The organism is Mycobacterium sp. pV006, assembly GCF_041287115.1.
GTDB lineage: Bacteria > Actinomycetota > Actinomycetes > Mycobacteriales > Mycobacteriaceae > Mycobacterium.
Window position 1 is genome coordinate 113,822 of sequence record NZ_JBGGKT010000003.1, and the last position, 15,395, is coordinate 129,216.

Sequence of the window (15,395 nt, forward strand, 5' to 3'; positions counted from 1 at the left end):
CGTCAACCGATCGGGTGCACCACTTTGGCGTTGCCGTCCCAGTGCCGCAACGCGACCGCGGTGCCGACGAGGTCGCGGGCGATTCCCGGGTGTCCGACCGCCGTGCCGAGCAGGTCGAGCGGGACGTGCCGCGCCAGGGTGACATGCGGTGTCCAGCGGCCGGGATCGGCGTGCGGCAGTGGACCGGCGGGCATGTGCGGACGCGTCACCCGGTCGACCTCGGCATGCAGGTCCAGCAGTGGGGACGACGGCACCATCAGACGCACCAACGTGCGCGTGCGTCCCGAACCGAACAGCATCGGGGCACCGATCACGCACGGCAGCGGTAGTCGGTCGGTCAGCGGTGCGAGTGCGTCGTCGACGGCCCCGTCGAGGAGCTCTGCGACGGTGAGCGTCACGTGGGGGCGGTTGGTCGGTGAGGTGTGCCCGGCCAGGCTGCGGATGCCGGTTTGGGCGAGGTCCTGCCAGAGCTGACGGACCGCGGACTCGGTCTCGTCGTCGAACAGCAACTCGACGGAATGGACCATCAGTCCACCAGCGCCCGCACCCACGCGGTGTCGAAGGCGGATCGGCTGATCGCGGCGAATTCGTCGACGGTCACGCCGCCGGCACCGGCGGGCAGCACGGCACGTATCGGCGCCTGCCTTGCGAGGGCGTCACGGTTGTCGAGTTCGGCCACCCCCGCCGCCTCGGGCCAGGCGCCGATCACCAAGCCGGCGCACTGCAGCCCTGCGGTGCGCAGCGCCTCCAAGGTCAGCGCGGTGTGGTTGAGCGTGCCCAGTCCGGGCCGGACGACGACGAGGACCGGTGCACCGAGGTCCACCGCGACGTCGCGCAGAGTCGCCTCGGCCGAACCGATCTCCACGAGGAGCCCGCCGGCGCCCTCGACCAAGGTGAGGCGTCCCGGTCGGTCTGCCGCAGTGGCCAGCTCCACCAGGTCCTCGCGGGTCGGGAGGGACGCGCTGACGCGGTGTGCGGCGGCCCGCGGGGCCAACGGCTCCGGGAAACGCGCCAGTCCGCGGAGGTCGGCCACGCCGGAGAGCCGACCGATCTCGGCGAGGTCGTCGTCGCCGTCGGCGGTGCCGGTCTGCACCGGCTTGCACACCGCGACGTCGATCCCGGCCAGCCGCGCATGGCATGCCAGCGCCGCGGTGGCGATGGTCTTTCCCACGCCGGTGTCGGTTCCGGTGACGACGAGCACGCTCACGCGGGTGAGAGCACCTCGCCGAAGGCCTGCCGCGCGGCGGCCATCTCGTCGTCGGTCAGCGACGCGCGTGCGGTCAAGCGCAACCGGGACGTGCCGGCCGGCACGGTGGGCGGCCGGAAGCAACCCACGCGGATCCCGCGGTCCAGGCACGCCGCGGCCGCGGCAACGGCGACGTCCGGATCGCCGAGGATGACCGAGACCACCGCGGAGGAGGGAACGTCGTCGACACCGCACATCGCTGCGAGTTCGGCGGCGCGGTCGAGGACGCGTTGGGCGCGCCACGGCTCGGCGATGATCAGCTGCAGCGCGGAGTGCGCGGCACCGACGGCGGCCGGGGCCAGGCCGGTGTCGAAGATGAACGGGCGGGCGGCATCGATCAGATGCGCGCGGACCGCGGCGGGGCCGAGCACGACGCCGCCCTGACTGCCCAGCGCTTTGGACAGCGTGGTGGTCATCACGACGTCGGGGGCTCCGGCCAGGCCCACCTCGTGCAGCAGCCCGCGGCCGCCCTCGCCGCGCACCCCGAGGCCGTGCGCCTCGTCGACGAGCAGCAGCGCGCCGTGCCGGCGGCACACGTCGTGCAGCTCGCGGATCGGTGCCAGCGTGCCGTCGGCGGAGAACACCGAGTCGGTGACCACAACGGCCCGGTCTTCGTCACGTGCGGCCAGTGCGGTGTCGACCGCCGATACGTCGTTGTGCGGACTGACCACCACCCGCGCCCGGGACAGCCGGCACGCATCGACGAGAGAGGCATGGGTCAGCGCGTCGGACACCACCAGCGACCCCGGGCCGGACAGCGCGACGACGGCCCCGAGGTTCGCGGTGTACCCGGACGAGAAGACCAGCGCCGACTCGGCGCCGACGAAGTCGGCCAGCGCGCGCTCGAAGGTCTCATGCAGCTCGGTGTTGCCGGTGACCAGCCGCGATCCGGTCGCTCCGGCGCCCCAGGTGCGCAACGCGGCCACGCCGCCGTCGATGACCGCGGGGTGCTGGGACAAGCCCAGGTAGTCGTTGGAGGCCAGGTCGACTTCGGCGCCGACGGGCGGGCGGGCACGCAGCGTCCGGCGCAGCCCCGCGTCCCGGCGCTGCGCCGCCACCTCGGCGAGCCACGCCAGCGGATCGGTGTCCACGCGGGTCATGCGGGCTCCTCGGACGTCGGATCGCCTCGGCCGAGCCGAGATCTTGAACACCGTTCAGGCTAGTGCACGGGTGACGGCGATCATCGCCGAGGTGATGTCGCTGATCTGCTCGGGTGTGCAGATGTAGGGCGGCATGACGTAGATGAGGTTGCGGAACGGACGCAGCCAGACACCGTTCTCGACGGCGACCGGGGTCGCCACGCGCAGGTCGACGGGTCTGTCGACCTCGATGACACCGATGGCGCCGAGCACCCGCACGTCGACGACGTTGGCGAGGTCGCGAGCGGGAGCCAGCCCGTCGGTCAGACCGGCCTCGATCGCGCGCACCCGGGTGCGCCAGTCCCCCGCGATCAACAGTTCCACCGCGGCCACCGACACCGCACACGCCAGCGCGTTGGCCATGAACGTCGGCCCGTGCATCAAGGCGCCGGGCTCGTTGTCACTGATGGTCGCGGCCACTTCACGGGTACACAGCGTCGCGGCCAGGGTCAGGTAGCCGCCGGTGAGCGCCTTGCCGACGCACATGATGTCGGGACTGACGCCGGCGTGGTCGGCGGCGAACAACTCGCCGGTGCGGCCGAAGCCGGTGGCGATCTCGTCGAAGATCAGCAGGACGCCGTGTTCATCGCAGAGGCGGCGCAGATCGCGCAGGTAGCGGGGATCGTGGAAGCGCATCCCGCCGGCGCCCTGCACGACCGGTTCGACGATCACCGCGGCCAGTTCGTCGGCGTGCTGTGCCATCTGGTCGGCGAACGCCTCGACGTATCCGGGGTCGTAATCGGTGGGCACCGCCGGGGCGAAGATCTGGTCGGCCAACAGCGAGTGCGCCCCTCGCCACAGCTGGTGCATTCCGCCGTCGGGATCGCAGACACTCATCGGGGTGAACGTGTCGCCGTGGTAGCCGCCGCGCCAGGTCATCAGGCGGCTCTTGGCGGCGTGGCCGCTGCTGCGCCAGTACTGCAGGGCCATCTTGACGGCCACCTCGACCGAGACCGAACCGGAGTCGCTGAAGAAGACCGTCTCCAGCCCTGCGGGGGTGACCTCGACGAGAAGCTGCGCCAGCCGTGCCGCCGGCTCGTGGGTCAGACCCCCGAACATGACGTGGTTCATCCGGCCGAGCTGCCGGGTGATGGCGGCGTCCAGGACGGGGTGTCCGTGGCCGTGCACCGCTGTCCACCAGGACGCCATCGCATCGAGCACGTCGATCTCGCGGCCCTGGTGGAACACGGTGAGGTAGGGCCCGTGAGCAGCCAGCGCCACCAGGGGCGCCACGGCGTCGGAACCGATCGGACTGTACGGGTGCCAGATGTGAGCGGCGTCGATGGCGCTGATCTCGATGGGCGTCAACGCACTCACCTTCGGTAGATTAGCCCCCGATCATGATGACCCTCAGCCCTGCCCGGCCGGCGTCGCGCGCCACCCCGGGCTCAGTCCGGACTGCCGTGAAACCCCCGGCACCTGGCATGGGCACCCGCAACAGCGGGTTCTACCGGCACGATCTGGACGGGTTGCGCGGTGTGGCCATCGCGCTGGTCGCGGTGTTCCACGTGTGGTTCGGTCGGGTCTCCGGCGGCGTCGACGTGTTCCTGGTGCTGTCGGGCTTCTTCTTCGGCGGTCGCCTGCTGCGCAACGCGTTGATGCCGGACGCGTCGCTGCGGCCGCTTCCCGAGGTCACCCGACTGGTTCGGCGGTTGCTGCCGGCGCTGGTGGTCGTGCTGGCCGCATCGGCGGTGCTGACTATCCTGATCCAGCCCGAGACACGCTGGGAGACCTTTGCCGACCAGAGCCTGGCCAGTCTGGGCTACTACCAGAACTGGGAGCTGGCGCGGACGGCGTCGGACTATCTGCGCGCCGGCGAGTCGGTCAGTCCGCTGCAACACATCTGGTCGATGTCGGTGCAGGGGCAGTTCTACATAGCGTTCCTGGCGCTGATCCTGCTCTCGGCGTTCGCGTTCCGCCGCCCGCTGGGCAAGTACATGCGGGTCGTGTTCGTGGTGCTGCTCACCGCCCTGACGGTCGCGTCGTTCGTCTACGCCACGATCGCGCACAACGCCGACCAGGCCACGGCGTACTACAACAGCTTCGCCCGCGCATGGGAGCTGCTCCTCGGCGCGCTCGTCGGTGCGGTCGTCCCCTACGTCCGCGCCCCGATGTGGCTGCGCACACTCGCCGCGACCGTCGCCCTCGCGGCGATCCTGTCCTGCGGCGCGTTGATCGACGGCGTCCAGGAATTCCCGGGGCCCTGGGCGCTGGTACCTGTGGGTGCGACCCTGCTGTTCATCCTGTCGGCCGCCAACCGCCACGCCGACCCGTTCACCGGCGGGCGGATTCCCGCGCCCAACCGACTGCTGGCGACCAAACCGTTCGTCGCGCTGGGCGCGATGGCGTACTCGCTGTACCTGTGGCACTGGCCGCTGCTGATCTTCTACCTCGTCTACACGGGCAGTTCCCGGGTCGGGTTCTTCGAGGGCGCCGGTGTGCTGGCGGTCTCCGGCGTCCTGGCCTGGCTGACCACCCGCTACGTCGAGGACCCGCTGCGATCCCGTTCGTCGGCGACCGCCAAGACACGCGTGCCCACCGTGCCGTTGCGGCGGAGGCTGCGCCGCCCCACCATCGTGTTGGGTTCGACGGTCGCGCTGCTGGGCGTGGCGCTGACGGCGACGTCGTTCACCTGGCGTGAGCACGTGACGGTGCTGCGCGCCAACGGCAAGGAACTGTCGGGCCTGTCACTGCGCGACTACCCGGGTGCGCGCGCGCTCGTCGATCAGGTCAAGGTCCCCGAATTGCCGATGCGCCCTACGGTGCTCGAAGCCGAGGACGACATTCCGCAGAGCACGTTCGACGGGTGCATCAGCGACTTCGGCGACTCCGACGTCATCAACTGCACCTACGGCGACCGGGCCGCGACGCGGACCATCGCCCTGGCCGGCGGATCGCACGCCGAGCACTGGATCACCGCCCTGGACATCCTCGGACGCATGCACCACTTCAAGGTCGTCACCTACCTGAAGATGGGCTGCCCGTTGACCACCGCGGAGACGCCCCGGGTGATGGGCAACAACAATCCCTACCCGAGCTGCCGCGAATGGAACGACAAGGTCCTGCCCCGGCTCATCGCCGACCGGCCGGACTTCGTGTTCACCACCTCGACGCGACCGTGGAACATCAAACCCGGCGACGTCATGCCGTCGACCTACCTCGGCATCTGGGAAGCCCTGAACGACAACGGAATACCGATCCTGGCGATGCGCGACACCCCCTGGATGGTCCGCGACGGCGATCCGTTCCTGCCGAGGGACTGCCTGGCCGGCGGTGGCGACGCCATCTCCTGCGGAATCGAACGGTCCGAAGTACTGTCGGATTCGAACCCGACCCTGGACTACACCGCGCGATTCCCGTTGCTGATCCCCCTGGACATGAGCGACGCGGTGTGCCGCGCCGACTACTGCCGGGCTGTGGAGGGGAACGTGCTGGTCTACCACGATGCTCACCACATCTCGTCGACCTACATGCGCACGATGACCGGTGAACTGGGACGTCAGGTCGGCGAGGCCACCGGTTGGTGGAAGGACTGATGTCCTCGCCCGAGCCGGCGTCGTTCCCGATGGTGTGGCCCGGCGAGCCGTACCCGCTCGGTGCGACCTACGACGGTGCGGGCACCAACTTCTCGTTGTTCTCCGAGGTCGCCGAGCGCGTCGAGCTGTGCCTGATCGCCCGCGACGGCACTGAGCGGCGCATCGAACTCGATGAGGTCGACGGTTACGTCTGGCACTGCTATCTGCCCACGGTCACGCCCGGCCAGCGCTACGGCTTCCGCGTGCACGGCCCCTGGGACCCGGCGGGCGGGCACCGCTGCGATCCCAGCAAGTTGCTTCTCGACCCGTACGGCAAGGCCTTCGACGGGGATTTCACCTTCGGTCAGGCGCTGTACTCCTATGACCTGAATGCCGACGACCTGGCCAGCGGCGGCGTTCCGCCGCGTGTCGACTCGCTGGGCCACACCATGGTCAGCGTCGTGATCAACCCGTTCTTCCAGTGGGGCTCCGACCGTCCGCCCCGCACCCCGTACCACGAGACGGTGATCTACGAGGCGCACGTGAAGGGCATGACGCAGTCCCATCCCGGCATCCCCGAGGAGCTGCGCGGCACGTATGCGGGCCTGGCCCATCCTGCGATCATCGATCACCTCAAGTCGCTGAACGTCACCGCCATCGAATTGATGCCGGTGCACCAGTTCATGCACGACCATCGGCTGCTGGACCTGGGCCTGCGAAATTACTGGGGCTACAACACGTTCGGGTTCTTCGCCCCGCACAACGAGTACGCCGCCACCGGTAACGCCGCCGGCGCGGTCGCGGAGTTCAAGGCGATGGTGCGCGCGTTCCACGAGGCCGGGATCGAGGTGATCCTCGACGTGGTCTACAACCACACCGCCGAGGGCAACCATCTGGGCCCGACCGTCAACTTCCGCGGCATCGACAACGCCGCCTACTACCGCCTCCTCGACGGCGACCGCCGCTACTACAAGGACTTCACCGGCACCGGCAACAGCCTCAACGCCCGCCACCCGCACACACTGCAGCTGATCATGGACTCGCTGCGCTACTGGGTGCTCGACATGCACGTCGACGGTTTCCGGTTCGATCTGGCCGCCACCCTGGCTCGTGAGTTCTACGACGTCGACCGGCTCAGCGCGTTCTTCGACCTGGTTCAGCAGGACCCGGTGGTCAGCCAGGTCAAGCTGATCGCCGAGCCGTGGGACATCGGCGAAGGCGGATACCAGGTGGGCAACTTCCCAGGTTTGTGGACCGAGTGGAATGGGAAGTATCGCGACACTGTGCGTGACTACTGGCGGGGCGAGCCCGCAACCCTGGGCGAGTTCGCCTCCCGGCTGACCGGGTCGTCGGACCTCTACGAGGCGACCGGCCGCCGGCCGAGCGCCAGCATCAACTTCGTGACGTGTCACGACGGCTTCACGTTGGCCGACCTGGTGTCCTACAACGAGAAGCACAACCACGCCAACGGCGAGGACAACCGCGACGGGGAAAGCCACAACCGGTCGTGGAACTGCGGCGTGGAGGGACCCACCGACGACCCCGACATCAATGCGTTGCGGCGCAAGCAGATGCGCAACATCATGGCGACGCTGATGCTGTCGCAGGGCACGCCGATGATCTCGCACGGCGACGAGATCGGCCGCACCCAGGCGGGCAACAACAACGTCTACTGCCAGGATTCGCAGCTGTCGTGGATGGACTGGTCCTTGTGCGAGACGAACGCCGACCTGCTGGAGTTCACCCGCAAGGTGGTCGACTTCCGCAAGAGCCACCCGGTCTTCCGGCGGCGCCGATTCTTCGAGGGCAAGCCGATCCGCAGCGGCGACGAGGTCCGCGACATCGCGTGGCTGACCCGCTCGGGCAAGGAGATGGAACTCGAGGACTGGGATTCCGGTCTCGACACCTGCGTGGCGGTGTTCCTCAACGGAGAGGCCATCTTCGCGCCGGGTGAGCGGGGCGAGCGCGTCGTCGACGATTCGTTTCTGCTGTGCTTCAACGCACACGCCGAGGCGCAGGACTTCGTCACCCCCGACGGGGTGTACGCCAACGGTTGGGCAGGCGTGCTGGACACCACCCACCCGACCGGCGAAACGGATCTGCAGGTTGCTGCCGGACAGACCATCTCCCTGAGCCCCCGCTCCCTGCTCGTGCTGCGTAAGACGGCGTGACGATGGCTGTCCTGTCGACCTACCGGCTGCAGATGCGCGGTGCGGCCAGCGGTGAGGCGTTCACCTTCGCCGACGCCGAGAAGCTCGTGGACTACTTCGCCGATCTCGGCGTCTCCCATCTGTACCTGTCACCGATCCTGACCGCCGCCGAGGGCTCCACGCACGGATACGACGTCACCGACCCGACCACGGTGTCGGCCGAACTCGGCGGCCCCGACGGTCTGCACCGTCTGGCCGCCGCTGCTCGCGCAGCCGGCCTCGGCCTGGTCGTCGACATCGTCCCCAACCACGTCGGCGTGGACGTCCCTCGCCAGAACCCGTGGTGGTGGGATGTGCTCACCCACGGCCGGCAGTCCCGATACGCGACGTACTTCGACATCGACTGGGATCTGGACCCGTCCGGCCGGATCGTGTTGCCGGTCTTGGGATCCGACGACGACGTCGACGACCTCGTGGTGGACGGCGACGTGCTGCGCCTCGGTGACCTGGTGTATCCCATCGCGCCGGGCACCGCCGAGGACGGCGCCACCGGCGCCCAGGTGCATGCCCGCCAGAACTACAAGCTGATCGGCTGGCGCCACGGTGTGTGCGGATACCGGCGCTTCTTCTCGATCACCTCGCTGGCGGGTCTGCGCCAGGAGGACCGCGCCGTGTTCGAGGCCACCCACGCCGAGGTCAGACGGTGGTTCACCGAGAAGGTGGTCGACGGGATCCGCATCGACCATCCCGACGGGTTGTCCGACCCCACCGGCTACCTGACGTGGCTGCGCGAGGTGATCGGTCCGCAGTCCTGGTTGGTGATCGAGAAGATCCTCGCCGTCGACGAAGCGCTGGACCCGAGCCTTCCGGTGCACGGCACCACCGGATACGACGCCCTGCGCGAAGCCGGCGGAGTCTTCGTCGACCCCACGGGGGCCGACGCGTTGACCGAGCTGGTCGGATCCGTAGGCATTGACCATCACGGCTTCGCCGATCACGCCCGCACGCTGAAGGTCCAGGCCGTCACCGCGACGCTGGCCAGCGAACTGGCCCGCCTGTGCCGGACCATCGTCGCGACCACCGGGCGTGACCACCCGCAACTCGCCGACTCGGTGGCTGCCCTGCTCAGCCACGTCGGGGTGTACCGGTCGGACTACCGCGCCACCGCATCGGTTCTGCCTGCGGCACTCGCCGAGACCGCCGCCCACCGTCCCGAACTCGACGAGCCGCTGACCCTGGTGGCTGCGGCTCTGGCGGCTGACGCCGAGGTCGAGGTGCGGCTGCAACAGCTGTGCGGCGCGGCGACCGCGAAGTCCATGGAGGACTGCCTGTTCTACCGCGATCCCCGGCTGGTGTCGCTCAACGAGGTCGGCGGCGAGCCGGACCGGTTCGGGGTGAGCGCCGCCGAGTTCCATCGCCGGGCCGGGGTCCGCGCACGCCTGTGGCCGCAGGCGATGACCGCACTGAGCACCCACGACACCAAGCGCGGCGAGGACGTGCGCGCCCGGATCGGGGTGCTCTCCCAGGTGCCCAGCCTGTGGGCGGAGATGGTCCGCGGCTGGGAGAAGGTCAATCCCTCCCCCGATGCTCAGACGGGTCTGTTCCTGTGGCAGAACATCTTCGGCGTCTGGCCTTCCGACGGCGCAGTCACCGACGAGTTGCGCGCACGACTGCACGCCTACGCCGAAAAGGCCATGAGGGAGGCGGCCCTGCGCACCTCCTGGAACGACCCCGACGACTCCTTCGAGTCAGCCGTACACCGCTGGCTCGACAAGATTCTCGACGGCCCGACCGCAACCGAGATGACCGCACTGGTGTCGCGGCTGTCACCGCACGCACAGTCAGATGCGTTGGGACAGAAGCTGATCAACCTCACGGCCCCGGGCATCCCCGACGTCTACCAGGGCACCGAGCTCTGGGAGGACAGCCTCGTCGACCCCGACAACCGGCGCCCCGTCGACTACGCCGCCCGACGGACCGCGCTGGCGCAGATGACGCACCCGAAGCTGCGGGTCGTGCGCGCGGCGCTGCAATTGCGGCGGGAGCGACCGGAGACGTTCCTTTCCGGCGGGTATCGGCCGGTGGTCGCCGACGGCGACCGCAGTGAGCATGTGGTCGCGTTCCTGCGCGGCACCGACGTGCTGGTCGCGGTGAGCCGCTGGACCGTCAGGCTGGCCGACAGCGGATGGGGCGAGACCACCTTGACTCTGCCGCAGGGCAATTGGATCGACCGGCTCAGCGGTGCGAAATACAGCGGCACCGTCGGTGTCGCCGGCCTGTTCGCCGACCTGCCCGTGGCCCTGCTGGTGCGCGGCGATGGCTGAGCGGGAGTTCGCGGTCTGGGCACCGCGACCGCAGCAGGTGCGTCTGGACGTCGACGGGGTGCTGCATCCGATGCAGCGCTCCGACGACGGATGGTGGCGCGCGGTGGTGGACGCCGGGCCGCAGGCCCGTTACGGCTTCGTGCTCGACGACGACCCGAAGGTCCTTCCCGACCCCCGCTCCCCCCGCCAGCCCGACGGTGTGCACGAGCGGTCCCAACTGTGGCAGCTCGCCGCCGACGCGTGGAGCGACCATGACTGGCAGGGCCGGTCGATCGAAGGTGCGGTGATCTACGAGCTGCACATCGGAACCTTCACGCCGGCAGGAACATTCGATTCGGCGATCGAGAAGCTGGACCACCTGGTGGACCTCGGTGTCGACTTCGTGGAGATCATGCCCGTCAATGCGTTCGGCGGCACCCACGGGTGGGGTTACGACGGGGTGCTGTGGTACGCGGTGCACGAACCCTACGGCGGCCCGGACGGACTCATCCGGTTCATCGACGCCTGCCACCGCCGCGGCCTGGGCGTGCTGATCGACGCGGTCTTCAACCATCTCGGTCCGTCGGGCAACTACCTGCCGAAGTTCGCCCCGTACCTGTCGAGCGGCTCCAACCCGTGGGGCGAGTCGATCAACATCGCCGACGCCGGTGCGGACGAGGTGCGCCGCTACATCCTGGACTGCGCGCTGCGCTGGATGCGCGACTTCCGCGCCGACGGCCTGCGCCTGGACGCCGTGCACGCGCTGGTCGACACGACGGCGTACCACATCCTCGAGGAACTCTCCGCCGAAACCGACGCGCTGGCCGCCGAACTCGGACGTCCCCTGTCGCTGATCGCCGAGAGCGACATGAACGATCCCCGGCTGATCACCCCTCGCGACGAGGGCGGTCTGGGCATGACGGCGCAATGGGACGACGACATCCACCACGCCATCCACACCGCCGTCTCCGGTGAGCGGCAGGGCTATTACGGCGACTTCGGCTCGCTACAGGCACTCTCGGAAACGTTGCGCCACGGCTATTTCCACGCCGGCACCTACTCGTCGTTCCGAAAACGCCGGCACGGGCGGCCGCTGGACACGTCGCGGATTCCGGCCACCCGCCTGTTGGCCTACACACTCACCCACGATCAGGTCGGCAACCGGGCCATCGGGGACCGCCCCTCGCAGAACCTGTCCATGGGTCAGCTGGCCATCAAGGCGACGCTGGCACTCGGTTCGCCCTATACGGCGATGTTGTTCATGGGCGAGGAGTGGGCTTCGTCGTCGCCGTTCCAGTTCTTCAGCTCGCACCCCGAACCGGAGTTGGCCCGCGCGACCGCCGAAGGCCGCAAACGCGAGTTCGCCGACCACGGCTGGGACGCCGACGAGATCCCCGACCCGCAGGACCCCGCTACGTTCGAACGGTCGAAGCTCGACTGGGACGAGGTCGGCCGAGGCGAGCACGCCGAGCTGTATGCGTTCTACCGGGCTGTGATCGCGCTGCGCCGCAACGAACCCGACCTGGCTGATCCGTGGCTGGACAATCTGCGCATCGACTTCGACGAGGACGCGCGGTGGTTCGTCATGCACCGCGGCGGCTTCGACATCGTCTGCAATCTCGGCACGGACACCGTCGAGGTTCCGGTGTCGGGCGAGGTGGTGCTGTCGTGGGGCGAGGTGGCCGCTGCCGGTGCCGCGTCCCGGATGGGTGCGCATTCCGCGGCAGTGCTGCGGGTGGGCACCTGACGGGTCAGGTCAGGTAGCGGTAGGTCGGCGAGCCGGGCTCCAGCAGCTCGATGTGACACTCTGATCCCTGCATCCGCTCCAGCAGGCCCTCGAGATCGGCCGCCGAGGCCAACTCGATGCCCACCAGCGCCTCCCCGGTCTCCCGGTTGTTGCGCTTGACGTACTCGAACAGCGTGATGTCGTCGTTGGGCCCCAGCACGTCGTCGAGGAAGCGGCGCAGCGCCCCGGGCTCCTGCGGGAAGTCGACCAGAAAATAGTGCTTCAGTCCCAGGTGCACCAGCGATCGCTCCAGCACCTCGCCGTACCGCGAGACGTCGTTGTTGCCGCCGGAGATCAGGCAGACCACTGTGGAACCGGGGTCGAGGTCGGCATCCAGCAGGGCCGCCACCGACAGTGCGCCGGCGGGCTCGGCGATGATGCCCTCGTTCTGATACAGGTCCAGCATCGCAGTGCAGACCGCGCCCTCGTCGACGGTCGTCATCGACACCATGTCACCCGCGGCGGAGAGCACGTCGAACGGCAGGGCGCCGACGCGTGCCACCGCCGCGCCGTCGACGAACTGATCGACGTGCTCGAGGGTCACCGGCGTCCCGCTGGCCAGTGCGGCGACGACCGAGGCCGCACCAGCCGGCTCGACGCCGAGCACCGACGTCGCCGCGGTCCGTTCGGCCAGGTAGGTGGTCATGCCGCTGATACAGCCGCCGCCGCCGACCGGCACGATCACCAGGTCGGGCTCTTCGCCGAGCTGGTCGAGGATCTCCACGGCGATGGTGCCCTGGCCGGCCATCGTGCGCAGGTCGTCGTACGGCGGGACCAGGGTGGCTCCGGTGCGGGCCACGTCGTCGATGGCGGCCTGGGCGGCCATGTCATAGGTTTTGCCGCCGACGATCAGGTCGATGAAGTCGCCGCCGTGATAGCGGATCCGGTTGCGCTTCTGTTTGGGCGTCTTGGCCGGCACGTAGACCCGGCCGCGGATCCCCATCGATCGACAGGCCAGCGCGAAACCCTGGGCATGGTTGCCGGCCGAGGAGCACACGACGCCGGCGGCGGTCTCGTCGGCGGTCAACTGCATCAGCAGGTTGTAGGCACCGCGCAACTTGTAGGACCGCACGGCTTGCAGGTCCTCCCGTTTCAGGTAGACCTGGGCGCCCGTGATGTCGGACAGCCGGTCGCTGAACTGCAACGGGGTCTTCGACACCACCCCCGAAATTCGCTGCGCAGCTCCCTCGATGTCGGCGGCACACAGGGGTGCGGCCGGATCGAGACGATACTGCTGACTCAGCGGGGTGGACACCGGTCAATGGTGCCATCTGCCTGCACCTCACCGGAAATTCGCATGCTGGGACAGGGCGATCCCAATCCAGTGTTTCGGGTGGCCGAAATCAATCTTGAGGGCTATCGTTGAGGTCATGACCACCGCCGAACACGCACGCGACGTGACCGCGCCCCGCGCGGCCACCGTCTCGGTCGCCGGTGTGCCCTGGCCGGTCTACAAGGTGGTCGCCCTCCTCGTGGGGTTCCTGACCTTCGCGCTGGTGGCTGTGATCGTCGCTGCGCCCGGGCCCGCGGTGCTGACCGCCGCCGCGGTGGCCAGCGTCATCTGGATCGGCGGAACGGTCAGTTCGTCCCGTCACTGACCGCCCGGCTCAGGGCAGGTCGGCGTCGGCGGCGACGAGGGCGCGCAGCAGCACGTCGGCGCCCAACATCAGATCCTCGGGGTCGGTCGCCTCGTCCGGGGAGTGACTGACCCCGCCCCGACTCGGAACGAACACCATCGCCATGGGCGCGAGGACCGCCATGATCTGTGCGTCGTGTCCTGCCCCACTCGGCAGCTCGCGCCACGGCGCCCCCAAGGCTTCGGCGGCCGCGACGATGTGACCAACCAGGTTCGGATCCGTGTCGACCGGCGGTTGCACCGGAGTCGCTGACATCTCGATCACCGTGTCCGTCCGACCCGCGATCTCGGCGATCTGCCTCTCGAGGTGCCTGAGCGCGTCGACGATGCGGCTGCTGTCGCCGTCCCGGATGTCGACGCCCAGCACGGCCTCCCCCGCGATCACGTTGCGCACGCCGGGGGCGACTCCGAGGATGCCCGTGGTCGCCACGCGCACCCGTCCCTCGGTAGCCAGACCACGTACCGCCAGGACGACCTCCGCCGCGGCCACCGCGGCGTCGCGGCGGTGCTCCATCGGCGTGGAACCCGCATGGTTGGCCGCGCCGGTGACGGTCACCGTGACGCCGACCTGCCCGGTGATCCCGCTGACCACTCCGATGCGTGTGCCCTCGGCCTCCAGTACCGGGCCCTGCTCGATGTGCATCTCGATGAACGCGGCGACACGGTCGCGCGGCCAGGCGGCCTCGCCGATCAGGGCGGGATCGCCGCCGGCGCCGCGGATCCGCTCGGCCAGCGTGACCGCCCCGTCGCCCGGTCGGGCCAGATCCTCGGGGGTGAGCAGCCCGGCGATTGCCTTGGAGCCCACCATCCCCGGTGTGCCGCGCGTCCCCTCCTCGTTGCTGAACGCCACCACGACCAGGTCGTGACGCAGGGTGTGGCCGGCTTCGCGCAGAGTCTGTGCGGCGGCCAGCGCCGCGACGACCCCGGCCGGTCCGTCCAGCGCTCCGGCGCGGACCACGCTGTCGAGGTGGCTTCCGCTGAGCAGCGCTCCGGCTTCCGGGTCGCTGCCCGGGAGCCGACCGAACAGGTTGGTGGCTGCGTCGGTCCAGACTTCGAGGCCGGCTGCGGCCATCCACTGCGCGACGGTGTCGCGGGCGCGGACATCCTCGGGCGTGTAGGCCAGCCGGGTCACCCCACCGGCGGAGTCGGCGCCGATCGTCGCCAATTCGGCCAGCCGCGCGGTGACGAGGTCACCGGCGACCTTCAGATCACAGGCCGAGGACGTCATGGATCCGCGCGTTGGCGTCGAGATGCGCCTGATAGGCCCGCCAGCCGCCGAAGTCGGCGATGTCGACCACCTTGTCGCCGGTCGCGATGCGGCCCGGTTGCAGGATCATCGCCCGCACGGTGCTCCCGCAGACGAGCCGGATCGACCCGAGTTCGAGCTCTTTGGGTTCCTGCGGCAACAGGATGTCGAAGAGGAGCTCGTCGGTCATCTCGTAGAGCTCGCCGGTGATAGACAGGCCGCCACTGGACACCGGGAACAGGCCCGGGAACTCGTCGCGCACCGCGAAGAACCGGAAGTCGGGCGCGGTCGCGGCCGCGCCGAGTGGGGTGGCCAGACCGGCGATGCAGCCGTGGTCCTTCTGCCCGGACATGGCGGTGCCGTTGAGGAACATG

Annotated in this window: 12 protein-coding genes; 5 read left to right on the forward strand and 7 right to left on the reverse strand. The window is 69.3% G+C overall.

Annotated elements, in window-relative coordinates:
* Nucleotides 1-2: 2 nt before the first annotated feature.
* From ACAG25_RS06565 to ACAG25_RS06580, 4 genes are read right to left on the reverse strand one after another with little or no spacing between them, the layout of a single operon-like run.
* Nucleotides 3-527 carry a 2'-5' RNA ligase family protein gene (locus ACAG25_RS06565; RefSeq protein WP_370487520.1) on the reverse strand — a complete coding sequence of 175 codons (525 nt, stop codon included), beginning with the start codon at nucleotides 525-527 and terminating at the stop codon, nucleotides 3-5.
* Nucleotides 527-1,207, reverse strand: a complete 681-nt coding sequence (gene bioD, locus ACAG25_RS06570) for a dethiobiotin synthase (RefSeq protein WP_370487521.1) — start codon at nucleotides 1,205-1,207, stop codon at nucleotides 527-529. Before bioD ends, ACAG25_RS06565 begins: the two co-directional genes overlap by 1 nt.
* Nucleotides 1,204-2,346, reverse strand: coding sequence for an 8-amino-7-oxononanoate synthase (locus ACAG25_RS06575; protein WP_370487522.1), 1,143 nt, complete (start codon nucleotides 2,344-2,346; stop codon nucleotides 1,204-1,206). Before ACAG25_RS06575 ends, bioD begins: the two co-directional genes overlap by 4 nt.
* A gap of 54 nt (nucleotides 2,347-2,400) precedes the next feature.
* Nucleotides 2,401-3,702: an adenosylmethionine--8-amino-7-oxononanoate transaminase gene (locus ACAG25_RS06580; protein ID WP_370487523.1), complete on the reverse strand. Its 1,302-nt coding sequence runs from the start codon at nucleotides 3,700-3,702 to the stop codon at nucleotides 2,401-2,403.
* Nucleotides 3,703-3,725: 23 nt separating this feature from the next.
* Between ACAG25_RS06580 and ACAG25_RS06585 the strand changes: the two genes are divergently transcribed.
* The 4 genes from ACAG25_RS06585 to treZ are packed head-to-tail and all read left to right on the forward strand — an operon-like array spanning nucleotide 3,726 to nucleotide 12,100.
* The gene (locus ACAG25_RS06585; RefSeq protein ID WP_370487524.1) at nucleotides 3,726-5,921 is read left to right on the forward strand and encodes an acyltransferase family protein; all 2,196 of its coding nucleotides are present in this window, start codon (nucleotides 3,726-3,728) and stop codon (nucleotides 5,919-5,921) included.
* Nucleotides 5,921-8,071, forward strand: coding sequence for a glycogen debranching protein GlgX (gene glgX, locus ACAG25_RS06590; RefSeq protein WP_370487525.1), 2,151 nt, complete (start codon nucleotides 5,921-5,923; stop codon nucleotides 8,069-8,071). Before ACAG25_RS06585 ends, glgX begins: the two co-directional genes overlap by 1 nt.
* A gap of 2 nt (nucleotides 8,072-8,073) precedes the next feature.
* Nucleotides 8,074-10,374, forward strand: coding sequence for a malto-oligosyltrehalose synthase (treY, locus tag ACAG25_RS06595; protein ID WP_370487526.1), 2,301 nt, complete (start codon nucleotides 8,074-8,076; stop codon nucleotides 10,372-10,374).
* A complete protein-coding gene (gene treZ, locus ACAG25_RS06600) occupies nucleotides 10,367-12,100 on the forward strand; it encodes a malto-oligosyltrehalose trehalohydrolase (protein ID WP_370487527.1) in 1,734 nt (577 codons plus the stop codon). The genes treY and treZ overlap by 8 nt, the downstream gene beginning before the upstream one ends.
* Nucleotides 12,101-12,104: 4 nt before the next feature.
* On the opposite strand, the gene ilvA is transcribed toward treZ, so the two are convergent.
* Nucleotides 12,105-13,394, reverse strand: coding sequence for a threonine ammonia-lyase IlvA (gene ilvA, locus ACAG25_RS06605; protein WP_370487528.1), 1,290 nt, complete (start codon nucleotides 13,392-13,394; stop codon nucleotides 12,105-12,107).
* 115 nt (nucleotides 13,395-13,509) lie between these two features.
* Between ilvA and ACAG25_RS06610 the strand changes: the two genes are divergently transcribed.
* Entirely contained in the window at nucleotides 13,510-13,737 is a 228-nt protein-coding gene (locus ACAG25_RS06610; RefSeq protein WP_370487529.1) for a hypothetical protein, read from the forward strand.
* A gap of 9 nt (nucleotides 13,738-13,746) precedes the next feature.
* Here ACAG25_RS06610 and ACAG25_RS06615 read toward each other — a convergent pair whose 3' ends face one another.
* Nucleotides 13,747-15,003 (reverse strand): Zn-dependent hydrolase, encoded by a 1,257-nt coding sequence (locus tag ACAG25_RS06615; protein WP_370487530.1) that lies wholly within the window; start codon nucleotides 15,001-15,003, stop codon nucleotides 13,747-13,749.
* Nucleotides 14,984-15,394 (reverse strand): gamma-glutamylcyclotransferase, encoded by a 411-nt coding sequence (locus ACAG25_RS06620; RefSeq protein WP_370487759.1) that lies wholly within the window; start codon nucleotides 15,392-15,394, stop codon nucleotides 14,984-14,986. Before ACAG25_RS06620 ends, ACAG25_RS06615 begins: the two co-directional genes overlap by 20 nt.
* Between the last annotated feature and the right edge of the window lies 1 nt (nucleotide 15,395).

Excerpts from the sequence above, each read along its gene's own strand:
- ACAG25_RS06565 (WP_370487520.1), bottom strand. The coding sequence starts at position 527 with ATGGTCCATTCCGTCGAGTTGCTGTTCGACGACGAGACCGAGTCCGCG.
- ACAG25_RS06575 (WP_370487522.1), bottom strand. The coding sequence starts at position 2,346 with ATGACCCGCGTGGACACCGATCCGCTGGCGTGGCTCGCCGAGGTGGCG.
- ACAG25_RS06585 (WP_370487524.1), top strand. The coding sequence starts at position 3,726 with ATGATGACCCTCAGCCCTGCCCGGCCGGCGTCGCGCGCCACCCCGGGC.
- glgX (WP_370487525.1), top strand. The coding sequence starts at position 5,921 with ATGTCCTCGCCCGAGCCGGCGTCGTTCCCGATGGTGTGGCCCGGCGAG.
- treY (WP_370487526.1), top strand. The coding sequence starts at position 8,074 with ATGGCTGTCCTGTCGACCTACCGGCTGCAGATGCGCGGTGCGGCCAGC.
- treZ (WP_370487527.1), top strand. The coding sequence starts at position 10,367 with ATGGCTGAGCGGGAGTTCGCGGTCTGGGCACCGCGACCGCAGCAGGTG.
- ACAG25_RS06610 (WP_370487529.1), top strand. The coding sequence starts at position 13,510 with ATGACCACCGCCGAACACGCACGCGACGTGACCGCGCCCCGCGCGGCC.
- ACAG25_RS06615 (WP_370487530.1), bottom strand. The coding sequence starts at position 15,003 with ATGACGTCCTCGGCCTGTGATCTGAAGGTCGCCGGTGACCTCGTCACC.
- ACAG25_RS06620 (WP_370487759.1), bottom strand. The coding sequence starts at position 15,394 with ATGTTCCTCAACGGCACCGCCATGTCCGGGCAGAAGGACCACGGCTGC.